The sequence below is a fragment of the Streptomyces sp. NPDC005281 genome (genome assembly GCF_040607495.1).
Taxonomy (GTDB): Bacteria; Actinomycetota; Actinomycetes; order Streptomycetales; family Streptomycetaceae; genus Streptomyces.
The window spans coordinates 235,863-259,546 of record NZ_JBEXGX010000005.1 but is presented as its reverse complement, the minus strand read 5'-3'; the positions used below and the strand labels follow the sequence as shown (position 1 = coordinate 259,546).

Sequence of the window (23,684 nt, the reverse complement as noted above, 5' to 3'; positions counted from 1 at the left end):
GATGGGCCGCCCGGACGAGGTCCGGGCGGCCCATCGTGTTCTCGTCGTTCCCGCCGTCGTCAGCCCGTGAAGCCGGCCGTGATCGACGTGAACTGCCAGGTGCTCTGGCTGATGCCGGAGCAGTTGCTCACCACGCCGCCTCCGGGGCAGGACCGGTCGCGGTTGACCGACCAGTAGGCGAGCCGGGCGATGTGATGGGAGTTGGCCCAGTCACGGATCGACGTCCAGATCGCGGGCGTCGTGTTCTCCTGCTGGTCGGAGAGACCGTTCATGCCGGAGATGCCGATGTGGGAGTAGGCCGTGGCGTCGTCCCAGCCGAACGTCGACTTCAGCTTGGTCTTCAGCCCCTCGGCGGCGTTGACCGTGTTGCCGTACATGTCGGAGCCGCCGCCGAAGTCGAACGGCATGATCGTGAAGACGTCGATGTTCGCGTTCAGGGACTGCGCCTGCTCGATGAGCCGGTTGCCGTAGTAGGTCGGGCCGGTCGTCGAGGTGCCGAACGTGACGATCGTCTTCAGGCCGGGGTTGTTGGCCTTGACGGTCTTCAGCGCGGTCAGGATCTTCGCCTGGACGGCCTCGTTCTCGAACTCGTCGGTGTTCTCGATGTCCATATCGATCGCCTTGAGGCCGTAGGCGTCGATCACCTTCTGGAGAGCGCCGGAGAGAGCGCCCGCCGAGGAGCAGTTGGCGCCGAGCTTGCTGCCCTGCCAGCCGCCGAACGACGGGACGATGTCACCGCCCGCGGAACGGATCTGGTTGATGGCGCTCTGGTCGACACCGCCGGTCAGCGCACGGCTGCCGTCCCAGGCCGGCGTGCAGCCTCCGGAGTCCAGCACGAACGCCATCGTGAACCACTTGATCCCGGTCGCGCTCATCACCGTGGTCGGGTTCGGGGGGTCGCCCCAGCCCTCGTACAGATAGGGAGCGGCCTGTTTGAAGCCGCCGCCGCCCCCGCCGCCCGCGTCCGTCGTGACGCTCACGGAGTTGGAGGCCGCGGAGGTGTTCCCGGCCGCGTCGCGCGCCTTGACGGTGAACGAGTACGCGGTGCTCGCGGACAGCCCGCCGACCGTGCCACTCGTACCCGACACACTGAGCAGCTTGTTGGAGCCGCTGTAGATGTCGTACGCCGTGACGCCGACGTTGTCGCTCGACGCGCCCCACGACAGCGACACGCTGGAGGAACTCTTGCCGGTGGACGTGAGGTTGGTGGGTGCGCTCGGAGCCTGGGTGTCGGTTCCGCCGCCACCGCCGCCGGGTCCGTCGAGGCTGACGTCGTCGGCGTAGTAGGTGCCCTGCGCGTACCAGCCGTGGAGGTAGATCTTGGCGCTGGTCTGCGAGGCGCCGGTGGTGAAGGACACGGTGAGCTGGCTGTACGCCGACGGGGACGTCGTCCAGGTCGAGGCACCGCCGTCCACACCGAGGTAGACGTAGCTGCCGCGCACCCAGCCGGAGAGGCTGTACGTCGTGTTCGGCTGGACCGAGACGGTCTGGCTGCACTGTGCGTTGTCGCTCGAACTCGCCGCCCCTGCAAGGGCTTTGGAGCCCCCGTGGACGGGGCTGGAGACGATCGAACCCAGGTTGCCGGAGCAGGACCAGGGGGAGAGGCTGCCCGTCTCGAAGCCGGGGTTGGACAGGATGTTGGCCGCCTCGGCCGTGCCCGGCAGGGCGACCGCGCCGGCGAGGGCCAGCGCGGCCGTGCCCAGCAGGGCGAGGAAACGATGTCTGGAACGTCTGAGCATGGTCATGCGCACGCGATCTCCCTGGAGATATGGGGGTGTTCGGGAGTGCAGAGAGGTGCGCAACCAAGTTGGTATGGACCAATCCCGCTGTCAAGACACTGCGCGGGAATTGGTCCAGACCGGTAAAGGGAGGCGGGGCGGGGTCGGCTAGGCCGGCGCGATCGCGGCGGTGGCGGCCTGGACGGAAACGGCGGCCTGGACGGGAACCGTGGGGGCTGCCGGCTCGGCCGGAGCGGACTGCGCGGGCACGGACTCCACCGCCTGCGCGGGCATGGCGGACAGGATGGGCACGCCCGGGTCGGTCCGCTGCGCCGGCAGCGACACCGGACGCACCGGACGCGGCCCCGCGACCACCGTGTAGTCCGGTCCGAGGAACGGCGGGACCACCTCGCCCGTCTCCTCGCCCAGCGCCAACTGCACAGCCGCCCAAGGGGCGTTGACCCCGCACTGGGCGGTCTGGTGCAGCCCGCCCGCCGGACGCGTGTTCACGTCCATCAACACCGGCTCGTCGCCGTACATACGGAACTGGATGTTGGACAGGTAGTGCAGCCCGAAGGCCTCCGCGAGCAGTCGCGCGGGCCCGATCCACGCGTCGTCGAGGGTGAATCCGCGACGCCGGCCGTTCTTGGTGCGGCCGATGGCCATGCGGACCCGGCCGTCCGGCCCGGTGAGGACGTCCACCGACACCTCCGGCTGCCCGAGATGCGGCATCACCAGCCAGTCGACGGGCTCCGTGGCCGAGCTCAGCGCCTCCACCACCAGATCCAGAGGCACGTACGCGCTCGGGAAGCCGTTGAGGTGCATGAGGGAGAACGGGGTCCGGGTGATCACCCGGAAGCCCACCCCGCCCGCACCGGCGGCCGGCTTGAAGCAGGCACGCTGGCCCGCGGCCTCCAACTCCTCGACCGCGGTGATCAGTTCCTCGACCGTACGCACCCGGTACCACGGAGGAACCGGAACACCCACGGCCTCCACGGCCTGGTACGCGACGGCCTTGTCGTGGAAGACCGCGACCGCCTCCGCCGGCGGCGCCAGCAGCGCCGTACCGAGTGCCGCGAACTCGGCGCGCTGCGCCACGATCGCGTCCTGGTGCAGGACGGGCACGAACACGTCGACGGAACGGCGTGCGCACATGTCGAGGGCGTACTCGACGTAGGCGCGCGGCGACAGGCCCTCGGGCTCAGGCTCGGCGGTGTCGGCGGCGGCCAGCACGGGAGAGTCTGCGTCGCCGTGGGTGGCGTGGATCTCGACCGCGCGGTGCTGCGGATTATTTCGCAGCTGGTCCATGAAGAACACGTTCTCCGCGTACGTGCGGTTGAGCCAGACGCGTACGCGAGAGCCCATGCAAGCCACCATTCGGGGTTCGCGGGCACGGCGGAGCGGGCCGGGCCCGGCCAGGGGTAGGGGAGGTACACCGAGCCGTCGCACGCCAAAGCAGATTCGAGCGGAGGTGTTGGGGCGATCATAAGGGTCGCGGGACCCCGATGCTGCTACAGGGATGTTACGGATTCGCCCGCCCACCCGCCGGGCCTCCTTGTCCGGCGGCGGCAGCGTGTGCTGTTGTGTCGGTATCGTTTTCTACGGGGGTGGCGCGTGCGGCCGACAGACGCCGGTGGCGGAAACCTGCTGGCCATCAGCGACCTGCACATCGGCTACGCCGAGAACCGCGCCCTTGTCGAGAACATGCGCCCCGGCACGGACCAGGACTGGCTCCTGGTGGCCGGCGACATCGGTGAGATCGTCGAGGACGTCCGGTGGACCCTCAAGACGCTCGGCGACCGCTTCCGCAAGGTCGTCTGGGTGCCAGGCAACCATGAACTGTGGACCCACCCCAAGGACCCGGTGCAACTGCGCGGGGTGGCCCGCTACGAGCATCTGGTGGAACTGTGCCGGGAGTTGGGCGTCGTCACCCCCGAGGACCCCTACCCCGTCTGGAACGGGCCGGGCGGGCCCGTCGTCGTCGCCCCGCTCTTCCTGCTCTACGACTACTCCTTCCTGCCGCAGGGCTGTGCCACCAAGGAGGAGGGGCTCGCGTACGCCCACGGGACCGGCATCGTGTGCACCGACGAGTACCTGCTCCACCCCGACCCCTATCCGAGCCGGGAGGCCTGGTGCCGGGCCCGGGTGGCGGAGACCGAGCGCAGACTCGCCGAGATCACCGACGGTCTGCCGGTCGTCCCGGTGAACCACTACCCCCTGGACCGTCACCCGATGGACGTCCTGTGGCACCCCGAGTTCGCCATGTGGTGCGGCACGGAGGCCACCGCCGACTGGCACCGCAGGTTCCGCGTCGAGACCATGGTCTACGGGCATCTGCACATCCCCCGGACCACCTGGCACGAGGGTGTCCGGTTCGAGGAGGTGTCGGTGGGCTATCCGCGAGAATGGCGGACGCGACCGGGACCGCCGGGCACGCTGCGCCGCATTCTGCCGATGGAGGTCAAAGCCGGTGATGGAGGAGCTGCTTCCGGAGTCGGTGGTGGTCGTGGAGAGCCACGGTGACGACCCGGCCGCGGAAGCGAGTCTGTACCCCGAGGAGCTGGCGGTCCTGACCCGCGCCGTGGGCAAGCGGCGCCGCGAGTTCGCCTCCGTGCGGGTCTGTGCCCGGCACGCCATGGAGAAGCTGGGCGTGGCCCCGGGGCCCGTGCTGCCGGGGGAGCGCGGGGCCCCGCGGTGGCCGGCGGGTGTCATCGGCAGCATGACGCACTGCGAGGGCTACGGCGCCGCCGCGCTCGCCCGGGCCGGCGATCTCGCCTCCCTCGGCATCGACGCCGAACCCCATCTGGCGCTCCCCGAGGAGGTCCTGGAAGCAGTGGCCCTGCCCACCGAGTCGGACCGGCTGGGCCACCTCGTCGCCCGGGAGCCCGCCGTCCACTGGGACCGGCTGCTGTTCAGCGCCAAGGAGTCGGTCTACAAGGCCTGGTTCCCGCTCACCGGCAGGTGGCTCGACTTCTCCGGGGCGGACATCGACATCACCCTCGACCCGGCCCCCGAAGCCCTCTCGGGAAACCTGAGCGCCCGACTCCTGGTCCCGGGCCCCGTGGTGAACGGCTTCCCCGTCCAGACCTTCACCGGCCGCTGGACTATCCGCCACGGCCTGCTCGCGACAGCGGTCACGGTTCCGCGATCCGGATCCGACACCTGAAGGGGCCCCTAAAAGTGCCGCGTTGACGCTCGGGTCCCTTTCGGCTGCCGAGCGGCATCATGGCCTGAGGAGCATCTGTGCGCGGCGGGGGTGGGTGGCCGTGGGCAACAGCGGAGCGGGCGACGGCGGAGTGGGATCCGGAGCCCACGGTCATCGGGCTCGCGGTCGGAAGACTCAGGGAGAGCGGGCCCGGCGTGAGCACCTACGTCGTGAGCGGGCCCGGGCCGCGCGTGAGACGAACGAACACGAACACGGCCTCGCCGACCACGACCGGCGTGACCACAAGCGCGCCCGGCGCGGCCGGGCATTGCTGCGCGCCAGGAGAATCCGTGTCCGGCTGGTCCGGCGGCGGATCGCCAAGGGGACTGTGGCGCTGCTCGCCGCGGTGGCTCTGGTCGTCCCCTACTGGCACGGACGGTCCACCGCGGACGCGTACCGGTCGGCCACGCCCTGTGCCACCGCTCGTCCGCCGGATGGCGACTGCCGTGCCACGGTCGACGCTGTCGTCGCGCGGACCCATGCCGGCGCGTCCCGCAGTCAGCTCTGGTACATCGACCTCAGCGGCCCGCGCCCGGTCCGCGGCACCATCGTTCTCACCAGTGACGAGCCCGTGTTCTCCAGACTCCACATCGGCGAGCGGGTTCAGGTGACGCTCTGGCACGGCAGTCGCACCGCCGTCCGGGCCGCAGGCCGGACCCAGGAGACGAAGGCTTCCCCCGATGGCGCGGCGAACACCTATCTCGGCCTCGCCGTGGGTCTGGCGATCCTCGCCGGCCTGGTGATGACGCCCGCGTTCGACCTCCTTCACCTGCGCAGGTGGTCCTACGCGGAGCGGTGTGTGGTCCTGTTCGCCATCGTCAGCGCCTACCTCGGCAGGTACCTCTCCGACCAGAGTGACGACGCCCCCGGGGACTACTTCAAGCCCTGGACCGCCCTCGCCTTCCGCCTGGCCATCGTCCTTTGGCTCGGCCACCGCGTGGACCGGCGCCTTGCCGTGCGGCGCGGGGACTGACCGGGAGGTCGGCGCCGGAGCCCGTCTCGGCGGAGCGGGGCCCGGGAGCCGCTCAGGCTCCTTCTCACGCCCGGTCCGGTCCCGGGCACCAGGCGTGCAGGAGTTCGAAGAACGCGTCCTCGTTGCCTGCGAGGCCCGCTGCCTTCAGGGCCCGTTCCGTCTCGGCGAGTACGGCGGGCGGGACCATGGGTGGCCGGCCTTCGTCCGGTGGGCCGTCGAAAGCCGCTCGTACCGTCTGGAGGAGGCGGAGGTAGGCCTGCACGGCGGCGCGTTCGTGGTCGGTCAGTACGGCGGTCGGCATCGGACGGCGCTCCCTGGTCGGCTTGTCGTGACACTGGTCCTGACCCCAGCTTGCCGCCCACCACTGACAATCCGGTTTCGGTCCGTGGAGGTTCGCCCGCTTAGCGGAGGCGAAACCTCACGGAAACCCCAGGTGGAACTGGGGCCCCCACGCTGGAGACGTGAGGCGGGGCCGCATGTCTGACGGCCCCGAAGCCGCCACTGAGGCGGCTCGGCAGCCGTCCGAGCGGCGGCCTGGGAACGGGAGGTCGGCCCGTGGTCGACGTACAGCCTCGGCAGCCGCGGCGCACCCCGCGGCTGCGTTCGGTCGGTGACGGCGAACTGCGCCTGCGCCACCGTGTCGTGCACGGCTACCGGCGCGCCTACCGGATGGCGGGACAGGGACCCGCGCTCGTCCTGATCCACGGCATCGGGGACTCCTCCGCGACCTGGGCGGAGCTGATCCCCGACCTCGCCCGCACCCACACCGTGATCGCACCCGACCTGCTCGGACACGGCGCGTCCGACAAGCCGCGCGCCGACTACTCGGTCGCCGCGTACGCCAACGGCGTGCGCGATCTGCTGGCCGCGCTCGACATCGAGTCCGCCACCCTGGTCGGGCACTCGCTCGGCGGGGGAGTGGTGATGCAGTTCGCCTACCAGTTCCCCGAACGTACCGAGCGGATGATCCTGGTCAGCGCGGGCGGAGTCGGGGGCGAGGTCAACCCGGTGCTGCGTGCCGTGTCACTGCCGGGCGCCCATCTGTTGCTCTCCACGCTGCAACTGCCCGGCATGCGGCTCCAAGTGGGCCTTTTCCTGCGTCTGATGCGCCTGCTCGATGCCGATCTGGCGCAGGACGCACCCGAGTTGCTGCATCTCGTGGACGCGCTGCCCGACGCGATCTCGCGCAGCGCGTTCATCCGGACCCTGCGGGCCGTGGTCGACTGGCGCGGCCAGGCGGTCACCATGCTCGACCGCTGCTACCTCACGGAGGGCATGCCCACCATGCTGCTCTGGGGAGACCGGGACAGTGTGGTGCCGGTGCGCCACGCCCACCGGGCCCACGACGCGATGCCCGGCAGCCGCCTGGAGATCTTCGAAGGGGCGGGGCACTTCCCCTTCCACAGCGATCCGGCGCGCTTCCTGGCACTGGTCGAGGAGTTCACGACGGCCACGCCCGCGGCCGACTGGAGCCGCGAGAGGTGGCGGGAACTGCTGCGCGAAGGGCGTCCGGGGACGGCGGCGGGGCAACCCGACACTGTCCGAAGCCGTGCTGTGGAGAGGGAACTGCGCGAGGCCGGCGAACGCAGCGCGACCTGAGGGCGCGGCCCCGGGTGCCTCCGGTGCCGGGTCAGCCGGCTCGTTCGCGGGTGCCGTGTTCGGGTCAGGTCGCCGTCCGGCCCCGGGCCGCCGCGACGACGGGCGAACGGCGCAGTGCTACGGACATGCGCACGAGGTCGCGCTGTCCGTCCGTGTGCCCGAAGGTGGACCCGGTCGAGGGCGGTGCGTCCGCGGTCTCCGCCGAGTTGATGACACGGCCCTCGGGGTCGGCGGCCCTGGCCCGCACCGCGACCGTCACCATCGCGGCGTCCGCCTCGGCGTGCGCCTCGGCGGCGGAGGAGCCCGCGGCGACCGCGGCGCCGTAGGCCCGGGAGCGCACCTCGGAGTCGAAGTAGGGGTAGAGGCTCAGCATGCCGTCGTGGATGTCGGACTCCCGCTGGGTGACCTGGAGTTCGGCGGGGGTCCACCAGGACATCCGCACCGCTCGGTCCGCGGGCACGGAGACCGGCTTCAGTTCGCGCCACAGCGGCCCGAGCCGGCGGTAGGCCGACCAGGTGTTCCAGCTGTCCTCGATACGCCGCCAGGCGAGGGGAAGACAGAAGCCGACGGCGGTGATCTGGGCCCCGGCCGAGGCCATCAGCGGGGCCACATTGGTACTGAGGCCGTCCAGGTCCGCGCCGTTCCAGCGGGCGACCACGGCGGTGAACTTGGCGGCGGAATAAGGGATGTTGCACAGCGAACCGAAAGCGATGATCACCAGGCCGGCGCGCAGTCGGCCGTTGACCTGGATCGCCCAGCGCCAGCACATGATGTTCATCGCGACACCGGCGACGGTGAGCGACGCGAGGTAGAGGACGATCATCTCGCGGATGAAGGGGGTGTTGGCGTAGTAGGTGTCGAGGTCGCGCAGCCGTTCCTCGGAGGCGTCCCCGAGCGCGAACAGGACGATCAGCGTGACGCCGACCACCGTGTAGCCGAGGATCCAGCGGCGCGAGAGCCGCCGGGTCACCTCGGGCGGTCCGCCGCGCCAGTTGATGATCAGCACGAGACACGAGGCGCTGTAGGCGCTCAGCAGGCAGTAGACGATCGGGGCCGAGATGTTGGGTGTCCCGGTGATGTCGTTGACCGCGGCGATGGTTGGTGGGGCCGCGAAGAGGAACACCAGGCCCGCGAGGGCGAGGAGTACGCCCACGGACCGCAGCAGCGGATCACGCCAGCCGCGCAGCAGCGAGGGCCCTTTGAACGCGATCGCCGCGCCCATGGCGACGGCCGGGATGTAGTAGCTCGATCCGTCCATGGCCCCGGAACCTTCAGCCTCGCGGGCCGCGACAGCCCAGGGAGGCCTCGATGCGGCCGGCCAGACCGTGCCGCTGCACCGGGCCGCGCAACGAGGAACCGGCCAGCCAGGTACGGCATTTGCTGGCGAGCAGAAGACCGAAGCTTTCGGCCTCCTGCTCGTCGGCGAGGTCGAAGCGGGTGCGCGCCGCCACTTTCAGGACGGTGGCCTGAAGGTCCGCCCCGTCGCCGAGTAAGCGTGCCGCGACGGCCGCGCCGTCGACGTGATGGCCGCAGTGCCCGGCCTTCATGTGCCACAGCTCGTGGCCGAGGATGACCAACTGGTGGTCGGGAGCGGTGCGTTGCTCGATGACGACCAGGTCCTGTTCGGCCATGTCGAGCCACAGTCCGCTGGCGGTGCCGGGCGGGAAGGCGGCCGTACGGAACTGGACGGGACGGCCGCGGCGCCTGCTCATCGCGCCGCACAGCGCGGTGTAGAGGTCGGCGGGTGCCGCCGGTGCCGGGAGCGAGAGCTCCGAGACCAGCTCGCCGCACAGACGGCGCATTTCCCTTCCGATGCCCACTGCTCTCCCCCGGCTCACGACTCGGGCCGTTTGACGCTCTCCAGAAGCATGTCCAGCCATTCCGCGACCTTGTCCCGGTGCTGGTCCGTGGGCAGCTGCGCGGCCCGCCAGGCTATTCCGCGGACGCCGTGGTCGAGGAGCAGCCGTTCGAGCGGATCGCGGGCGACGGAGACCGCCGCGCGTTCCCGGTCGGCGAGCCGTTGCAGGAGTTCCTGTTCCGAGCGCTGGAGGGCGCCCACGAGGGCTTCGGAGTCCTCGGCCGTGAGGAATCCCGCGTGCACCCGGAAGAAGCGCTGGATGGCGTCGCAGTGCTCCATGGTGGGGCGCCGGTCGCCGTTGATCAGGGCGCCCGCCTGCTGGCGCGACATGGCGGCTCCGTCGGCGATCTCCTGCTGTGTGTAGCGGCGGCCGTTGGGCTTGAGCCGGGTGCGCCGCAGCAGGTCCAGGCGTTGCAGAAAGCGTGCTTGCAGGTCGGGTTCTCCCGCGGGGCGGCCGTGGAGCAGGGCCTTCGCCACGGGCTCGGGGACGCCGGACTCGGCCGACAACCGCCGTACGTCGAAGACTTCGGCGTGCGGCACACCGAGCCGGTCGGCGAGTGCGGTGACCCTGGCCACGACGGCCTGCAACAGAACCGTCGCCGTGGCGCACGGAACCTCGAAGCCATCCGTCACCGACAGATCTCCTACGTCTCTCTCAGGTGGCTCTCACGAACTTCGGGAACCATGTGGACACGAGGGTCAGGAACCATCCCGGCGGCAAGACCGGGGACCAACCGGAGCGTAGCCCGTCACTCGAACTCACATCCAGGTCTCGCCACAACTGTGGCGAGATTCAGCCGTCAACAAGCTCCAAATGCCACGATAGTTGACACGCCAGTCCCCGGGGCAGCAGGATCGGGGCGCCGCGTGAAGGCCGCAGAGGCAAGAGGGGTGACCTCCCGATGGCGTACCAGGCAGGAAGGCAGCGGTCCCAGCCGCGACCTGTCCCCGAGAGTCTCGAAGCGCAGGCGTACCTCCAGGACTACGCCACGCTTCTCGAGGCCGTGCCCTTCCCCTCCGTCGTCTTCGACCACCGCTGGGACGTCGTGCTGTCCAACGCCGCGTTCGAGACACTTTTCGACGGTGTCGGGGCCCACCCGACCGCCATGCCGGGCGACAACTTCCTTCGCTTCGTCCTGTTTCACCCGGACGCGGGATCGGTTCTCGGCGATCACGAGTCGAGTTGGTGCCTGCCGATGCTCGCGCACTTCGCCGCGGCGGTGGAGCGCAACGGCCAGGACCGCGGACTCCAGGCGATCCGCCGGGACATCGCCCAGGACCCGATCATGGACGCCGCCTATCGGCACGGTCTGCCGCACTGGATCGAGGCGGTCGGACCGCGCGGGGTCGAGCACGACGGCGCCGTACGACCGCTGATCCACCCCGACCCCCGCTGGGGCGGAGCGGACTGCCGGATCGTCGACGACACCCCCAGGACCCTTCAGGACATGGGCTATTCGCGGATGACCCTGGTGCTGCGCGAGGCGGGCCGGCCGGTCACGGGCGGACCGCGCAGGACACGCAGGACGCGCAACGGCGCGGCGGAGCTTCGCGCCGTGTGACGCGCGTCGGCCAGGGCTCCCGGTGCTGATCCGGAGTCGCACCCCGCGCGGGGCCGTCCTCGGCCGTGCGGCCCTCGGAGGGACCAGGGCTCCTCGAAGGCCGGGCCCGCTCAGCCGGCCGGCATCACCAGGACGAGGGGCACGCTGTCGCAGGGAACGAGCCGCATGTTCTCGTGGCGCGTGCTCCGGGCCCCCGCCAGCACGGCCGCGAAGTCGGGCCCCTTGGTGAGCGATCCGGCCAGATGCGCGGGGTCGGCCGACGCGGCCACCCGGCCCCGAGCGTTCACCAAGTAGGCGGCTGCGGGCAGCCGTTGGAGAAGCGGGACGACCGCGCCCTCGAAGTGCCGCAGATACACGTCGGCCGCCGCCACCCCCACGAACCGGCCGTCCACATGGATCGGCGCGGACAGCGTCAGGCTGTACTCGTCGGAGCAGAGATAGTCGACGTAGGGCCCCGCGACCGCGCGCTGCCCCGTGTCGCGGGGCAGCGCGAACCAGTCCCAGTGCGTGTAGTCCGAGTACGCGGAGTGCGCCGGATCGAGGTCGAGCAGCAGCGGTCGCAGGCTTTTGTCGGAGCCCTGCTGCCACCATTCCAGCCACGCCGGTACGTCCCCGAGCAGGCCGGGCGCGGCCACGAACCCGGCGCCCGACACCAACTCCTGCCGGGTGAGCCGCAGATGCAGTCCAGGGCGCAGTGCCGCCAGATCCACCGTCGCCGGGCGGCGGCCCTCGGCGGCGACCCGGGTGAGGAGCGCGGTCGTGTCGGCCCGGGTCTCGGTGACCGCGTCGAACACGGCCTCCAGCGTGCAGCGGACCTGGGCGGCGACGGCCGCCTCGGCGGAGACGTCAAGCGTCGCCGTCGCGCCGACGGGTCCGGGGCTCCGGCGCATGGGTGCCCTCCAGTGGACGTGGACCTGACACGGCACGCGGCATCGAGAGGCGCAGGGTGATGAGCCGCGCCGTCGAGTCCAGTACGCACCGCTCGGCCAGTGCTCTGGCCGAATCGTGGGCCCCATCTTGCACGGCCGAGATTACGGAGCGATGACGGTCTGCGACTTCTTCACGATATTCGTCGTCCCCGAGCAGGAGGCACATCAGCGCGCCCACCTCCGTCTGGAGTACGACCTGCTCACGCGTCAGCCGGGCGGACTGCGCCGCCGCGGCGAGTTCGACGTGGAAGCGGCCGTAGACGCGGCTGCGGGCGGCGGCGTCCTCGGCGGACGACAGGTCGTCCAGGGTGCGCCGCAGTGCCTTGAGGTCGTCCGGTTCGGTCCGCTGCGCCGCGAGTCTGGCCGCCGCCCCGGACAGGGCCGCCCAGTGGTCGCCCAGGTCGCGCAGCTCCTCGGTGCCAAAGCCGGCCAGCCGGGACAACAGCCTCTCCTCGCCCGGTACTTCGGGCAGTGACACGAAGCTGCCGCCGCCGCGCCCGCGCCGCGTGGTCACCAGCCCCTGTTGCCGCAGGGCCATGAGCGCCTCGCGCAGGGTGACCGTGGACACGCCGAGCTGCCCGGCCAGCTCCATCTCGCCGGGCAGCTGCTCCCCGTCGGCGAGCAGTCCCAGCTCGATGGCGTCGCCGATCCGGTGTACGACCGTCTCGACGCGCGCGCGGTTGTCCACGGGAGTGAAGACGGCTCTGCGAACGCCGTCGCCCCTGTGTTGCTTCATGGTCACCACCTTGTGCGTTGACTCAACCTTTACTCTAAAGGGGTCTTGAGATTTGAACTATGACTTCATATCTTTCCGGTCAGTGTTGCAACGCACCACCGCACCAGAAAGGTTCCCCGCCCATGGAGGCAAAGGCGATCCGGCTCCAGGGCCTGCGAAAGGCGTTCGGCGAGACGACCGCCGTGGCCGGAGTCGATCTGGAGATAGCCGACGGCGAGTTCTTCTCGATGCTCGGCCCGTCCGGCTCGGGCAAGACGACCGTGCTGCGGATGATCGCCGGATTCGAGAGCCCGACCGAGGGCAGGATCGAGCTGGCAGGCCAGGAGGTCACCGGTCTCGCCCCCTTCGAACGGGACGTGCACACCGTCTTCCAGGACTACGCCCTCTTCCCGCACATGACCGTCGAGGAGAACGTCGCCTACGGCCTCAAGGTCCGCAGGGTGCCCAAGGCCGAGCGGCTGGTCCGGGCCCGCAAGGCGCTCGCCGACGTACGCCTGGAGGGGTACGGCCGCCGCCGTCCGGCCCAGCTCTCCGGAGGCCAGCGCCAGCGCGTCGCCCTCGCCAGGGCCCTGGTCGGCCGCCCCCGCGTCCTGCTCCTCGACGAGCCGCTCGGCGCTCTCGACCTCAAGCTGCGCGAGCAGATGCAGGTCGAACTCAAGGCGATCCAGCGCGAGGTCGGCATCACCTTCGTGTTCGTCACCCACGACCAGGAGGAGGCCCTGACGATGAGCGACCGCATCGCCGTCTTCCACCAGGGCCGCATCGAGCAGGTCGGCACTCCGGCCGAGATCTACGAACGCCCCGCCACCGCCTTCGTCGCGGGCTTCGTCGGCACGTCCAACCTGCTCGACGGCCAGGCCGCGCAGCAGGTCGTCGGCGCCCCCGGCACGTACAGCATCCGGCCGGAGAAGATCCGGGTCACCGCGGAGACGCCGGAGACCCCGGCGGGTGCCGAGACTGCCGACACCGGCGCGGCCGGCGAGGCGGCCGAGCCGGAGCACTCCACCACCACCGGCACCGTCGCCGAGGTCGTCTACCTGGGCGACGCCACCCGCTTCCTGGTCGACCTCGACGCGGGCGGCCGCCTCACCGCACTCCAGCAGAACCTGGAGACCTCCTCCGAGGACGTCGCCGCGCTGCGCGGCACCCGCGTCCGGCTCCAGTGGCACCGCCGCCACGCCTTCCGGGTCCCCGACCCCAGCTGACATCCACGCTCAAGTCCCCCGTCACGTATGGAGTACGCCGTGCGCCTCACCCCAACCCTCAAGGCCGCCGCCGCCGTCGCGGTGCTCCTCGCGGCCACCGCCTGCGGTTCGTCCGGCGCGGCCTCCTCCGCGTCCACCGGCCTCAACCCGCCCGACCTCAAGGCGCAGACGAAGCTCGGCAGGACCGAGGGACAGGTCAACCTGATCGCCTGGGCCGGCTATGTCGAGGACGGCTCCAACGACCCCAAGGTCAACTGGGTCGGCGACTTCGAGAAGCAGACCGGCTGCCAGGTCAACTCCAAGGTGGCCGCCAGCTCCGACGAGATGGTCAAGCTGATGAAGACCGGTCAGTACGACGCGGTCTCCGCCTCGGGCGACGCCTCCCTGCGCCTCATCGCCTCGGGCGACGCGGCCCCGGTCAACACCGGCCTCGTACCGAACTACAAGAACGTCTTCAGCGGCCTGAAGAACGGCCCCTGGAACTCCGTCAAGGGCCAGATGTACGGCATCCCGCACGGCCGCGGCGCCAACCTCCTGATGTACAACACCCAGAAGGTCACCCCCGCCCCCACCTCCTGGTCCGCGGTCTTCGACGACGCCTCGGCGTACAAGGGCCACGTCACCGCGTACGACTCGCCGATCTACATAGCCGACGCGGCGCTCTATCTGAAGTCGGCCAGGCCCGAGCTGAAGATCAAGGACCCCTACGCGCTCGACCAGAAGCAGTTCGACGCGGCCGTCGCGCTGCTGAAGAAGCAGAGCGCGAACGTGGGGGAGTACTGGAGTGACTACCTCAAGGAGATCTCCGCGTTCAAGAGCGGCGACTCCGTGGTGGGCACCACCTGGCAGGTCATCGCCAACCTCACGGCCGACGAGGGCGCCAAGGTGAAGGCCTTCGTGCCCAAGGAGGGTTCCACGGGCTGGTCCGACACCTGGATGGTCTCCGCCAGGGCCAAGCATCCCAACTGCGCCTACAAGTGGATGGACTGGATCATCTCCCCGAAGGTGAACGCCCAGGTGGCCGAGTACTTCGGTGAGGCGCCCGCCAACTCCCAGGCGTGCCGGTACACCAGCGACAAGACCTTCTGCGACACCTTCCACGCCACCGACGAGAGCTACTGGAAGAACATCGCGTTCTGGAACACGCCCATCGAGCAGTGCCTCGACGGCCGCACCGACGTCAAGTGCGTGCCGTACGCGAAGTGGGTCCAGGCCTGGACCGAGATCAAGGGCTGACCGGACGATGACCTCCACCCCGCAGGCCGCCGGACGCTCCCCCGTCCGGCGGCTCGCGGGGACACTGCACCGGCACTCCCGGCTGCGGCTGTCCCTGCTGCTGACCGCACCCCTGCTCTGGCTGGCGGTGCTCTATCTCGGCTCCCTGGCCGTGCTGTTCGTCTCGGCGTTCTGGACGACGAACTCCTTCACCTCCGAGGTCGTGAAGGTCTGGTCGACCGACAACTTCCACCAGTTGTTCACCACGCCCGTGTACCGGCAGGTCATCCTGCGCAGCGTCGGCGTCGCCCTCGCGGTCACCGCCCTGTGCGCGCTGATCGCCTTCCCGATCGCCTTCTACACGGCCAGGATCGCCCCGCCGAAGCGACGCCCGCTGCTCGTCGTCGCCATCCTCACGCCGCTGTGGGCGAGTTACCTCGTCAAGGTGTACGCCTGGCGGCTGATCCTCTCCCAAGGCGGCCTCGCCGACTGGGCGTTGAAGCCCCTCGGGCTGAGCGGACCCGGGTACGGACTCACGGCGGCGATCATCGCGCTGACCTACCTGTGGCTGCCGTACATGATCCTGCCGATCCACACCGCGCTGGAGCAGCTGCCCGCCAACCTCCTCGACGCCTCGGCGGACTTGGGCGCCAGGGCGAGCCGGACGTTCCGGTCCGTGGTGCTGCCGATGGTCCTGCCGTCCGTGGCCGCCGGCTCGGTCTTCACCTTCTCGCTCAGCCTCGGCGACTACATCACCGTGCAGATCGTCGGCGGCAAGACCCAGCTCATCGGCAACGTCGTCTACTCCAACATCGAACTGAACCTGCCCATGGCCGCCGCGCTCGGCACGGTCCCCGTCGTGGTCATCGTGGTGTACCTCCTCGCGATGCGCCGCACGGGCGCCCTGAGCAGTCTCTGAGGAGCCCGCTGTGCAACTGTCCCGTCCCGCGCGCATCGCGCTGCGTGTCGCAGCCGGGCTCGGCTTCGCCTTCATCTACGTGCCGCTCGCGCTCGTCCTCGTCAACTCCTTCAACCGGGACCGCAGCGCGAGCTGGCCGCCCTCCGGACTCACCGTCCACTGGTGGTCGATCGCCTGGGAGAACGAGGGTGCCCGCGCGGCCCTGTGGGTCTCGGTGAAGGCAGGTCTCGGCGCCACGGCCATCGCGCTCGTCCTGGGAACGCTGATCGCGTTCGCGGTCGCCCGCCACCGGTTCTTCGGCCGGGACGCCATCTCCTTCGTGGTCGTCCTGCCGATCGCGCTGCCCGGCATCGTCACGGGCATCGCGCTCAACTCGGCGTTCAGCACGGTGCTCGAACCCCTCGGCGTCGGTCTCGGCATGTTCACCGTGATCGTCGGCCACGCGACCTTCTGCATCGTCGTCGTCTTCAACAACGTGGTCGCGCGACTGCGCCGCACGTCAGGAACGTACGAGGAAGCCGCGATGGACCTGGGCGCGGACACCTTCCGGGCCTTCGTCGACGTCACGTTCCCGATGGTGCGCTCGGCGCTGCTGGCCGGCGGACTGCTCGCCTTCGCACTGTCCTTCGACGAGATCGTCGTGACGACGTTCACGGCGGGGCCCGGCATCGAGACCCTGCCGATCTGGATCTTCAACAACATGACCAGGCCGCAGCAGGCACCGGTCGTGAACGTGGTGGCCGCGGTGCTCGTCCTGCTCTCGGTGATCCCGATCTACGCGGCCCAGCGGCTGTCCGCGGACACGGCCGCCGAGAGCCGGATCTGACGGCCCGGGCGAACCGCCGCCGTTCGTAGACGTGTTGACGCCACCGAGGGGCGGCCGGAGTCCGCCGCGCACGGACTCCGGCCGCCCCTCGCCCGTACGGCCTCAGCGTCTGGTGGTGCTGTTGAACAGCGAACGCGACCAGACGTAGCCGACCAGGGTGATGCCGGCGCACCAGGAGAGCGAGATCCAGCCGTTGTCCCCGATCGCCGAGCCGGAGAGCAGGCCGCGCAGTGTCTCGGTCATCGGTGTGAAGGGCTGGTTCTCGGCGAACCAGCGAAGGCCCGGTGACATCGAGCCGGCCGGCACGAACGCGGAGCCGAGGAACGGCAGGAACTGGACCAGCAGCGGCTTGTTGCTCGCGGACTCGACCGTCTTGGAGATCAGGCCGAGCGCCGCGGACAGCCAGGTCACCGCGAACGTGATGGCCGTGAGGAGACCGGCGGCGGCGAGCCATTCGAGCGGGCTCGCGTCCGACCGGAAGCCGATGGCGAGCGCGAACCCGACGACCAGGACCATGCTCACCATCGTCTGGATGACGCTGCCGACCACATGGCCTGTCATGAACGACGACCGGGTGATGTTCATGGTGCGGAAGCGATTGATGATGCCCTCGGTCATGTCGGAGCACACCGCGATCGAGGTCGACATCGCCCCGGCCGCCACCCCCATGATGATGACGCCGGGCGTCAGATATTGCAGGTAGGCGTTCCGGCCGCCGCCGATTCCCGCGCCGATCGAGTCGCCGAAGGCGTAGACGAACAGCACCAGCATCAGGATCGGCATCATGGCGGCGCCGAGCGACACCGCCGGATAGCGGATCGCGTGCTTGAGGTTGCGCCGCAGCATCGTCATCGAGTCCTGCACGGCGTACGTGAGGGTGCTCATCGCGGGGTCTCCTTGGCGTGAAGGGGGCTGCCGGTGCCGGTGCTCGCGGTGCCGTCGCCGGTCAGGGCGAGGAACACGTCGTCGAGGTCGGGGGTGTGCACGGAGAGGTCGGCGGCCCTGATCCCGGCGGCGTCCAGCCGGTCGATCAGGGCGCGCAGCGCGTCGAGGCCGCCGTCACCGGCTACGCGCAGCGCGAGGTCCTCGTCGTCGCGGACCGCGCCGGGGAAGGCGTCGGCCGCGCGCCCGTACTCGGCCTGCTCGGTGAACCGCAGGAGTACGTGGCTGCCGGGGATCTGCGCCTTGAGTTCGCCGGGGGTGCCCTCGGCGACGATCCGGCCGCCGTCGAGCACCGCGATCCGGTCGGCCAACTGGTCGGCCTCGTCCAGGTATTGAGTGGTGAGGAAGACGGTGGTGCCACCCGCGACCAGCGAGCGCACCGTGTCCCACATGGTGCGGCGGCTGCGGGGATCGAGCCCGGTCGTCGGCTCGTCCAGGAAGATCACCTGAGGATCGCCGACCAGCGTCATGGCGAGGTCGAGCCGGCGCCGCATGCCGCCGGAGAAGGTCGCGGCGCGCTTGTCCCCGACGTCCGCGATGTCGAACCGCTGGAGCAACTCCGCTGCGCGGGAACGCCCTTCGCGCTTGCCGAGGCGCAGCAGGTCGGCCATGAGGATCAGGTTCTCCTCGGCGGTGAGCAGGTCGTCGAGCGCGGAGAACTGTCCGGTGACGCCGATCGCGGCACGCACCCCGGCCGGTGACGTGGCGACGTCGTGGCCCGCGACCTGGGCCTGCCCGCCGTCGGCTGCGATGAGCGTGGACAGGATCTGCACGGTGGTGGTCTTTCCGGCGCCGTTGGGCCCGAGCAGCGCGAAGACGGAGCCGGCCGGGATGCGCAGATCGATGCCGTCGAGCACGGTCTTGTCGCCGTACGACTTGCGCAGTCCGATGGCGGTGACGGCGGGGGGCTGCCGCGGACCGTCACCTCGTCTGGGCATGGGCATGACAGAAGAAGGCATGGAGCTCTCCGTTCGGAGGCTGGGTGGAGGAGGCGCAGGAAGAGAAGGGGGCGGGGCCGAGGGGGAGGGGCCTCAGGTCCTACGGAAGGGCGGCGCGGAGGCTGAGGCGGTGTCGGGGAAGCGGTGCGGCGGGGAAGCGGTGCGGCGGTGCGGCGGTGGGGTGCGGTGCGGCGAAGCGGCGGTGCGGGGCGGCGCGAGGAGCTCAGGACTTGGAGCGCAGGATGTCGATGTTGCCCCAATTGCTCCGGGCGTGGACCGCGACGGTGCCCTCGGTCTGCTCGGGAGCCTCGGACGCGGCGAGCATGTTGCGTACCTGTCCGCGGTTGGAACTGACGTCGAGCCAGGCGGCGACGCCGTCGTGAATACCGACCTCGATGGAGCCGTTGGACGTCTCCAGCCGGATTTCGCCGCCGCGGACTTCGGAGACACGGAGGTGTCCGTTGGTGGTGGTGCCGGCGACCGATGTCCCGGCGCGCGCGATGTCGACGCCGCCGTTGGTGCCGCTCACCCGCAGTTCGCCGGTCACGGTGCCGACGGTGGTGCTGCCGTGGGAGTTCTTCAGGACGGCGGGTCCGTCGACCGTGCCGACGCGCACGTTGCCCGTGCTGCTGGTGATCTCGGCCATGCCCTCGACCCGGTCCACGGTGATCAGGCCGTGGGACGCCGTCAGATTCAGCGGGCCGGTGGTGTCGAGGCGCACGTCGCCGGCCGAGGTCTTCACGCGGACCTCGCCGAGCCTTCCCTCGGTGAGCACCTGGGTCCAGGAGCAGTTCATGTCGATCCCGGAGCCCGTGGGCAGCTCGACCGTCACGTCGACGGCGCCACTCGAACCGATCAGATGGCGCTGCTTCGTCCTGACCGTCAGGACGCCGCTCGCGTACACGACCTCGGTCTGTTCGGCGGCCCGTACGTCCCTGTCCTTCTCGGGGTCCAGGGGTCGCACCTCGACGACCGTGTCGCGGCGGTCCGCCGCGCTGAAGCGGATGGAACCGGCGGCCACCTCGGCGGTGACCGAGATCGGCTCGGGAGTGTCGAAAGAAGGCATGGCTGTACCGTCCTCGTGAGTCCTTGGGTCGTCCCCGCAGGTGGGACGTGGTGTGGGTGCCGTGCTGGGATTCGTTGGGCTGTGGCTGTGGCTGTGGCTGTGGGTGTTGGTGTTGGCGTTCGTGCTGGTGCTGGTGCTGGTGCTGGTGCTGGGGCTCGTGCCGGGCGCGGCTAGCGAACCCAGCCCGTGAAGCTCTGGCCGACCGTGCGGGTCCTGCCGGTCGCGCGCGGCCGGGTTCCGCCGTCGACCGCGGCGGAGACGGCCCGCACCAGCCACGCGTTGACCGACAGGCCTTCGCGGTTCGCGGCCTCCTCGGCGCGCGCCTTGAGGTGGGCCGGCAGACGCAGGTTGACGCGGGCGGTGCCACCCTCGTCGCCGTCACCGGGCGCCTGCGCCCTGAACGGTTCGACGGGCGCCTCCGCCACTTCCGTGGTGCCGCCGTAGGAGGGCGGTGGTGTCACGACGAAGTCGGGGTCCAGTCCGCGCAGCCGTACGTCGACCGAGCCGGGGGCCAGCTCACGGGTGATCTCGTCCATCGCGGCGGAGAGCACGTTGAGCATGGTCAGACGGGTCGCCGACTCCAGCGGTGCGGTGAGCCGCTCGGCCAGCTGACGGGCTTCTTCCCCGCCGGCCTGGGCGGCCACCGCGAGTTCCCGGCGCAGGGTGTCGACATACGGAGTGAGGTCCATGACGACATGGTGGCACCACTATGGCGCCATGCGCAAGCCCAAATGGCACCGCGTGTCGCCGCATCCCGCAGGGCGGGCCCCTGACCTGCGGAGATGGGAAGGGGGTCGTTCCTGGAGTGGTGGCGTCATGTGCGCCAATGTGCCATCCGGTCGTGTGGGGTGGCACCGATTGGCGCTGGATGGTGCCACTTGGTGTCGGGTGATGCCAGGTGGTGCCCCGGTGGCGGTCGCACCGCACCCCTGGCATCGCGTCGAACGCCGCCACTTCCGTCGGACTCCCGGTCGCGGCAAGAAATATGTGACATAGTACTGACGTGAGTCAGCCTGTTACCTGCGATGTCGTGGTCGTCGGAGCCGGAATGGTGGGCGCCGCCTGTGCTCTGTACGCGGCTCGCGAGGGCCTCGACGTCGTCGTGGTGGACCGGGGCCCGGTCGCCGGCGGTACGACCGGAGCGGGGGAGGGGAATCTGCTCGTCTCCGACAAGGAGCCGGGACCCGAACTCGACCTGGCCCTGCTCTCCGGGCGTCTGTGGGCCGACCTCGCCGAGGAGCACGCGAAAGCGGTCGAGTACGAGGCCAAGGGCGGTGTCGTAGTCGCGTCCACCCCCGAGGCACTGGCCGCGCTGGAGACGTTCGCGGCCGGCCAGCGGACCGCCGGTGTGCTGGCCGAACAGGTCTCCGCCGGCCAACTGCATGATCTGGAGCCGTGTTTGGCGCCGGGCCTCGCGGGCGCCGTCCACTATCCGCAGGACACCCAGGTGATGCCCGCCCTCGCCGCCGCACAGCTGCTGCGGGCGTCGGGGGCGCGACTGCTGACCGGGCGCACCGTGACCGAGGTGCTGCGCGCGAGGGACGGCTCGGTCCGCGGAGTGCGCACCGACCGGGGCGAGTTGCACGCACCCGCCGTCGTCAACGCGGCCGGCACCTGGGGTGCCGAAGTGGCCTCGCTCGCGGGAGTCACGCTTCCGGTCCTGCCCCGCCGGGGATTCGTCCTCGTCACCGAGCCCCTGCCGCGCATGGTGCGCCACAAGGTGTACGCCGCCGACTATGTCGCCGACGTCGCCAGCGATTCGGCTGCCCTCCAGACGTCGCCGGTGGTCGAGGGGACCGCGGCCGGCCCGATCCTGATCGGCGCGAGCCGGGAACGGGTCGGCTTCGACCGGACGTTCTCGCTGCCCGTCGTACGGGAACTGGCCGCCGGCGCCACACGGCTCTTCCCGTTCCTCTCTCGGGTGCGCGCCCTGCGGACCTACCTCGGATTCCGGCCCTACCTGCCCGACCATCTCCCCGCCATCGGCCCCGACCCCAGGGCGCCCGGACTCTTCCACGCCTGCGGTCACGAAGGAGCCGGCATCGGACTGTCCACCGGGACCGGGCAGTTGATCGCGCGGGTCCTGGCGGGCAGGGCGCCCGGCCTCGACCTCACGCCGTTCCGCCCCGACCGCTTCCCCGAGGAGACCGCGTGAACCCCCTGGACCTCGTACGGGCGGAACCCGGCCCCGCCTTCACCGTCACCCTCGACGGCCGGGCGATCGAGGTGCTGCCCGGCCGGACCGTCGCCGCCGCGCTGTGGGCCGAGGGCATCACCGCGTGGCGCAGCACCCGTGACGCGGGCAGGCCCCGTGGAGTCTTCTGCGGCATCGGCGTCTGCTTCGACTGTCTCGTCACCGTCAACGACCGCCCCAACCAACGGGCTTGTCTGGTCCCGCTGGCGCCGGGCGACACGATCCGCACACAGGAAGGCACCGGCCACGATGACTGACGGACCCCACCGTCTCGCGGTGATCGGCGCGGGCCCGGCCGGTCTCGCCGCTTCCCTGGCCGCGGCCGCCCGTGGCATCAGGGTGACGCTCGTCGACTCGGCCCCGGCGGCGGGCGGACAGTTCTACCGGCGGCCCGCGAGCGGCCTCGGTGCCCGGCGGCCCGGCGCACTGCACCATCGGTGGCGCACGTGGCAGCGGCTCGAACGGGGGCTCGCCGCGCACCTGGAAGCGGGCACGATCACGCACTTGACGGACCATCATGTCTGGCTGGTCGAACGGACAGGGGAGCCGACGGGCGCACGGCCGGGGTTCACCGTCCACGCCCTCCTCGGGCCGCTCCAGGAACGCTCCGTCGAGGTGCGCGCCGACGCCGTGCTCCTCGCGACCGGCGGATACGAGAAGGTGCTGCCCTTCCCCGGCTGGACCCTGCCCGGCGTCGTGACCGCGGGCGGGGCGCAGGCCATGCTCAAGGGCGGTCTCGTCGTGCCGGGCCGCAGAGTCGTCGTCGCGGGAAGCGGGCCGCTGCTGCTGCCCGTGGCGACCGGACTTGCAGCCGCCGGCACCGAGGTCGCCGCGCTCGTGGAGTCCCTCGATCCGAGAAGGCTGCTGCGCGGGGCCGCGGCGCTGACGGCCGACCCCGGCAAGATCGCCGAAGGGGCCTCGTACGCGGCCAGGCTCCTGCGCCACCGCCTCCCGTTCATCCCGCGGCACACGGTCGTCGAGGCCCACGGCGAGGCGCGGCTCGAAGCCGTCACCGTCGCCGCGCTCGGCCCCGACGGGCGCGTACGGCCGGGAACCGGGCGCCGCATCCCGTGCGACACGCTCGCCGTCGGACACGGGATGGTCCCGCACACCGATCTCGCCGAAGCGCTCGGCTGCCGGGTCGACGCGGCGAAGGTCGACGTGGACGACGAGCAGCGCACCGACGTGCCCGGCGTCTGGGCCGCCGGTGAGACCACCGGAATCGGCGGAGCCGCGCTGGCCCTGGCCGAAGGGCACCTCGCGGGCCGGTCGGTGGCGGCCCGGCTGCGCGGCACCGGCCCCGACCCGCGCTCGGCCGCCCGCGCCGCCCGGGTCCGGGCGCGAGCACGGTCGTTCGCCGCCGCGCTCGACGCGGTGTACTCGCCGCCCGCCCGCTGGACGGAGCAGGTGACCGACGACACCGTCGTGTGCCGCTGCGAGGAGGTCACGGCCGGCCGGGTACGCGAGGCGGTCACCGGCCTCGGCGCCGGGGACGTACGGACGGTCAAGCTGCTCACCCGTGCCGGAATGGGATGGTGTCAGGGCCGGATGTGCGAACCCGCCGTCGCCGGCCTCGCCGACTGTGAACAGACGCCCGCACGCAGGCTGTTGGCACGCCCGGTACCGCTCGGTGTCCTCGCCGGGGCCGGGTCGGACGAAGACGACCGGACACCTGGCGCGGGGTCGGACGAAGACGACCGGACACCCGGCGCGGATTCCGACGGAGACGACCGGACACCCGGGGCGGGTTCGGACGACAGCGACTGATCACCGGGAATTCCACCTCACCCCACTTCACT

The 23,684-nt window shown here is 70.8% G+C and carries 25 protein-coding genes; 13 read left to right on the top strand and 12 right to left on the bottom strand.

Annotated features, from left to right (window positions below):
• Positions 1-59: 59 nt before the first annotated feature.
• Both ABZV42_RS10185 and ABZV42_RS10180 read right to left on the bottom strand, forming a co-directional pair.
• Entirely contained in the window at positions 60-1,745 is a 1,686-nt protein-coding gene (locus ABZV42_RS10185) for a carbohydrate binding domain-containing protein (RefSeq protein WP_355982746.1), read from the bottom strand.
• A 141-nt stretch (positions 1,746-1,886) separates the two neighbouring features.
• On the bottom strand, positions 1,887-3,083 hold the full coding sequence (locus ABZV42_RS10180) for an ATP-grasp domain-containing protein (protein ID WP_355982748.1): 1,197 nt from the start codon (positions 3,081-3,083) through the stop codon (positions 1,887-1,889).
• 249 nt (positions 3,084-3,332) lie between these two features.
• On the opposite strand from ABZV42_RS10180, the gene ABZV42_RS10175 reads away from it, so the two are divergent.
• The 3 genes from ABZV42_RS10175 to ABZV42_RS10165 all read left to right on the top strand — a co-directional run bounded on the left by ABZV42_RS10175 (position 3,333) and on the right by ABZV42_RS10165 (position 5,896).
• Positions 3,333-4,241, top strand: a complete 909-nt coding sequence (locus ABZV42_RS10175) for a metallophosphoesterase (RefSeq protein WP_356051535.1) — start codon at positions 3,333-3,335, stop codon at positions 4,239-4,241.
• Positions 4,189-4,884, top strand: a complete 696-nt coding sequence (locus ABZV42_RS10170; RefSeq protein ID WP_355982752.1) for a 4'-phosphopantetheinyl transferase superfamily protein — start codon at positions 4,189-4,191, stop codon at positions 4,882-4,884. The genes ABZV42_RS10175 and ABZV42_RS10170 overlap by 53 nt, the downstream gene beginning before the upstream one ends.
• A 100-nt stretch (positions 4,885-4,984) precedes the next feature.
• The gene (locus ABZV42_RS10165; RefSeq protein ID WP_356051533.1) at positions 4,985-5,896 is read left to right on the top strand and encodes a hypothetical protein; all 912 of its coding nucleotides are present in this window, start codon (positions 4,985-4,987) and stop codon (positions 5,894-5,896) included.
• Between the two features lie 64 nt (positions 5,897-5,960).
• Here ABZV42_RS10165 and ABZV42_RS10160 read toward each other — a convergent pair whose 3' ends face one another.
• Positions 5,961-6,197: a hypothetical protein gene (locus tag ABZV42_RS10160; RefSeq protein ID WP_355982755.1), complete on the bottom strand. Its 237-nt coding sequence runs from the start codon at positions 6,195-6,197 to the stop codon at positions 5,961-5,963.
• 254 nt (positions 6,198-6,451) lie between these two features.
• Between ABZV42_RS10160 and ABZV42_RS10155 the strand changes: the two genes are divergently transcribed.
• Positions 6,452-7,495 (top strand): alpha/beta hydrolase, encoded by a 1,044-nt coding sequence (locus tag ABZV42_RS10155; protein WP_355982757.1) that lies wholly within the window; start codon positions 6,452-6,454, stop codon positions 7,493-7,495.
• A gap of 64 nt (positions 7,496-7,559) precedes the next feature.
• Here ABZV42_RS10155 and ABZV42_RS10150 read toward each other — a convergent pair whose 3' ends face one another.
• The 3 genes from ABZV42_RS10150 to ABZV42_RS10140 are packed head-to-tail and all read right to left on the bottom strand — an operon-like array spanning position 7,560 to position 9,986.
• Complete coding sequence (locus ABZV42_RS10150; protein ID WP_355982759.1) at positions 7,560-8,753, bottom strand: MAB_1171c family putative transporter; 1,194 nt, start codon at positions 8,751-8,753, stop codon at positions 7,560-7,562.
• Between the two features lie 13 nt (positions 8,754-8,766).
• Entirely contained in the window at positions 8,767-9,297 is a 531-nt protein-coding gene (locus ABZV42_RS10145) for a toxin-antitoxin system, toxin component (protein WP_355982761.1), read from the bottom strand.
• 32 nt (positions 9,298-9,329) lie between these two features.
• Positions 9,330-9,986 carry a helix-turn-helix transcriptional regulator gene (locus ABZV42_RS10140; protein WP_355982763.1) on the bottom strand — a complete coding sequence of 219 codons (657 nt, stop codon included), beginning with the start codon at positions 9,984-9,986 and terminating at the stop codon, positions 9,330-9,332.
• A 269-nt stretch (positions 9,987-10,255) separates the two neighbouring features.
• On the opposite strand from ABZV42_RS10140, the gene ABZV42_RS10135 reads away from it, so the two are divergent.
• Positions 10,256-10,915 carry a hypothetical protein gene (locus ABZV42_RS10135; RefSeq protein ID WP_355982765.1) on the top strand — a complete coding sequence of 220 codons (660 nt, stop codon included), beginning with the start codon at positions 10,256-10,258 and terminating at the stop codon, positions 10,913-10,915.
• A 110-nt stretch (positions 10,916-11,025) separates the two neighbouring features.
• Here ABZV42_RS10135 and ABZV42_RS10130 read toward each other — a convergent pair whose 3' ends face one another.
• Together ABZV42_RS10130 and ABZV42_RS10125 are read right to left on the bottom strand one after the other, a co-directional pair.
• Entirely contained in the window at positions 11,026-11,805 is a 780-nt protein-coding gene (locus ABZV42_RS10130; RefSeq protein ID WP_355982767.1) for a cache domain-containing protein, read from the bottom strand.
• Entirely contained in the window at positions 11,762-12,580 is an 819-nt protein-coding gene (locus ABZV42_RS10125) for a GntR family transcriptional regulator (protein WP_355982769.1), read from the bottom strand. The genes ABZV42_RS10130 and ABZV42_RS10125 overlap by 44 nt, the downstream gene beginning before the upstream one ends.
• Before the next feature lie 122 nt (positions 12,581-12,702).
• Here ABZV42_RS10125 and ABZV42_RS10120 point away from each other — a divergent pair, with 122 nt between their 5' ends.
• The 4 genes from ABZV42_RS10120 to ABZV42_RS10105 are packed head-to-tail and all read left to right on the top strand — an operon-like array spanning position 12,703 to position 16,745.
• On the top strand, positions 12,703-13,785 hold the full coding sequence (locus tag ABZV42_RS10120) for an ABC transporter ATP-binding protein (RefSeq protein ID WP_355982771.1): 1,083 nt from the start codon (positions 12,703-12,705) through the stop codon (positions 13,783-13,785).
• Positions 13,786-13,824: 39 nt separating this feature from the next.
• Positions 13,825-15,021 carry an ABC transporter substrate-binding protein gene (locus tag ABZV42_RS10115; protein WP_356051531.1) on the top strand — a complete coding sequence of 399 codons (1,197 nt, stop codon included), beginning with the start codon at positions 13,825-13,827 and terminating at the stop codon, positions 15,019-15,021.
• Positions 15,022-15,028: 7 nt separating this feature from the next.
• Positions 15,029-15,919: an ABC transporter permease gene (locus tag ABZV42_RS10110; protein ID WP_355982775.1), complete on the top strand. Its 891-nt coding sequence runs from the start codon at positions 15,029-15,031 to the stop codon at positions 15,917-15,919.
• A 10-nt stretch (positions 15,920-15,929) separates the two neighbouring features.
• The gene (locus ABZV42_RS10105; RefSeq protein WP_355982777.1) at positions 15,930-16,745 is read left to right on the top strand and encodes an ABC transporter permease; all 816 of its coding nucleotides are present in this window, start codon (positions 15,930-15,932) and stop codon (positions 16,743-16,745) included.
• A 102-nt stretch (positions 16,746-16,847) separates the two neighbouring features.
• On the opposite strand, the gene ABZV42_RS10100 is transcribed toward ABZV42_RS10105, so the two are convergent.
• The 3 genes from ABZV42_RS10100 to ABZV42_RS10090 form a co-directional block, all read right to left on the bottom strand.
• A complete protein-coding gene (locus ABZV42_RS10100) occupies positions 16,848-17,630 on the bottom strand; it encodes an ABC transporter permease (RefSeq protein ID WP_355982779.1) in 783 nt (260 codons plus the stop codon).
• On the bottom strand, positions 17,627-18,631 hold the full coding sequence (locus ABZV42_RS10095; protein WP_356051623.1) for an ATP-binding cassette domain-containing protein: 1,005 nt from the start codon (positions 18,629-18,631) through the stop codon (positions 17,627-17,629). The genes ABZV42_RS10100 and ABZV42_RS10095 overlap by 4 nt, the downstream gene beginning before the upstream one ends.
• A gap of 217 nt (positions 18,632-18,848) precedes the next feature.
• Positions 18,849-19,691, bottom strand: a complete 843-nt coding sequence (locus ABZV42_RS10090; protein ID WP_356051529.1) for a DUF4097 family beta strand repeat-containing protein — start codon at positions 19,689-19,691, stop codon at positions 18,849-18,851.
• Positions 19,692-19,743: 52 nt separating this feature from the next.
• On the opposite strand from ABZV42_RS10090, the gene ABZV42_RS10085 reads away from it, so the two are divergent.
• The gene (locus tag ABZV42_RS10085; RefSeq protein WP_356051527.1) at positions 19,744-19,881 is read left to right on the top strand and encodes a hypothetical protein; all 138 of its coding nucleotides are present in this window, start codon (positions 19,744-19,746) and stop codon (positions 19,879-19,881) included.
• Here ABZV42_RS10085 and ABZV42_RS10080 read toward each other — a convergent pair.
• Positions 19,862-20,380: a hypothetical protein gene (locus ABZV42_RS10080; RefSeq protein WP_355982785.1), complete on the bottom strand. Its 519-nt coding sequence runs from the start codon at positions 20,378-20,380 to the stop codon at positions 19,862-19,864. The genes ABZV42_RS10085 and ABZV42_RS10080 overlap by 20 nt on opposite strands.
• A 314-nt stretch (positions 20,381-20,694) precedes the next feature.
• Here ABZV42_RS10080 and ABZV42_RS10075 point away from each other — a divergent pair, with 314 nt between their 5' ends.
• From ABZV42_RS10075 to ABZV42_RS10065, 3 genes are read left to right on the top strand one after another with little or no spacing between them, the layout of a single operon-like run.
• Complete coding sequence (locus tag ABZV42_RS10075; protein ID WP_355982787.1) at positions 20,695-21,846, top strand: FAD-binding oxidoreductase; 1,152 nt, start codon at positions 20,695-20,697, stop codon at positions 21,844-21,846.
• Entirely contained in the window at positions 21,843-22,142 is a 300-nt protein-coding gene (locus ABZV42_RS10070) for a (2Fe-2S)-binding protein (RefSeq protein WP_355982789.1), read from the top strand. Before ABZV42_RS10075 ends, ABZV42_RS10070 begins: the two co-directional genes overlap by 4 nt.
• Positions 22,135-23,652 carry an NAD(P)/FAD-dependent oxidoreductase gene (locus ABZV42_RS10065; RefSeq protein ID WP_355982791.1) on the top strand — a complete coding sequence of 506 codons (1,518 nt, stop codon included), beginning with the start codon at positions 22,135-22,137 and terminating at the stop codon, positions 23,650-23,652. Before ABZV42_RS10070 ends, ABZV42_RS10065 begins: the two co-directional genes overlap by 8 nt.
• The last annotated feature ends 32 nt before the right edge of the window (positions 23,653-23,684 follow it).

Excerpts from the sequence above, each read along its gene's own strand:
- ABZV42_RS10100 (WP_355982779.1), bottom strand. The coding sequence starts at position 17,630 with ATGAGCACCCTCACGTACGCCGTGCAGGACTCGATGACGATGCTGCGG.
- ABZV42_RS10095 (WP_356051623.1), bottom strand. The coding sequence starts at position 18,631 with ATGCCCATGCCCAGACGAGGTGACGGTCCGCGGCAGCCCCCCGCCGTC.
- ABZV42_RS10135 (WP_355982765.1), top strand. The coding sequence starts at position 10,256 with ATGGCGTACCAGGCAGGAAGGCAGCGGTCCCAGCCGCGACCTGTCCCC.
- ABZV42_RS10145 (WP_355982761.1), bottom strand. The coding sequence starts at position 9,297 with ATGCGCCGTCTGTGCGGCGAGCTGGTCTCGGAGCTCTCGCTCCCGGCA.
- ABZV42_RS10080 (WP_355982785.1), bottom strand. The coding sequence starts at position 20,380 with ATGGACCTCACTCCGTATGTCGACACCCTGCGCCGGGAACTCGCGGTG.
- ABZV42_RS10160 (WP_355982755.1), bottom strand. The coding sequence starts at position 6,197 with ATGCCGACCGCCGTACTGACCGACCACGAACGCGCCGCCGTGCAGGCC.
- ABZV42_RS10090 (WP_356051529.1), bottom strand. The coding sequence starts at position 19,691 with ATGCCTTCTTTCGACACTCCCGAGCCGATCTCGGTCACCGCCGAGGTG.
- ABZV42_RS10125 (WP_355982769.1), bottom strand. The coding sequence starts at position 12,580 with ATGAAGCAACACAGGGGCGACGGCGTTCGCAGAGCCGTCTTCACTCCC.
- ABZV42_RS10065 (WP_355982791.1), top strand. The coding sequence starts at position 22,135 with ATGACTGACGGACCCCACCGTCTCGCGGTGATCGGCGCGGGCCCGGCC.
- ABZV42_RS10150 (WP_355982759.1), bottom strand. The coding sequence starts at position 8,753 with ATGGACGGATCGAGCTACTACATCCCGGCCGTCGCCATGGGCGCGGCG.
- ABZV42_RS10180 (WP_355982748.1), bottom strand. The coding sequence starts at position 3,083 with ATGGGCTCTCGCGTACGCGTCTGGCTCAACCGCACGTACGCGGAGAAC.
- ABZV42_RS10185 (WP_355982746.1), bottom strand. The coding sequence starts at position 1,745 with ATGACCATGCTCAGACGTTCCAGACATCGTTTCCTCGCCCTGCTGGGC.
- ABZV42_RS10130 (WP_355982767.1), bottom strand. The coding sequence starts at position 11,805 with ATGCGCCGGAGCCCCGGACCCGTCGGCGCGACGGCGACGCTTGACGTC.
- ABZV42_RS10120 (WP_355982771.1), top strand. The coding sequence starts at position 12,703 with ATGGAGGCAAAGGCGATCCGGCTCCAGGGCCTGCGAAAGGCGTTCGGC.
- ABZV42_RS10110 (WP_355982775.1), top strand. The coding sequence starts at position 15,029 with ATGACCTCCACCCCGCAGGCCGCCGGACGCTCCCCCGTCCGGCGGCTC.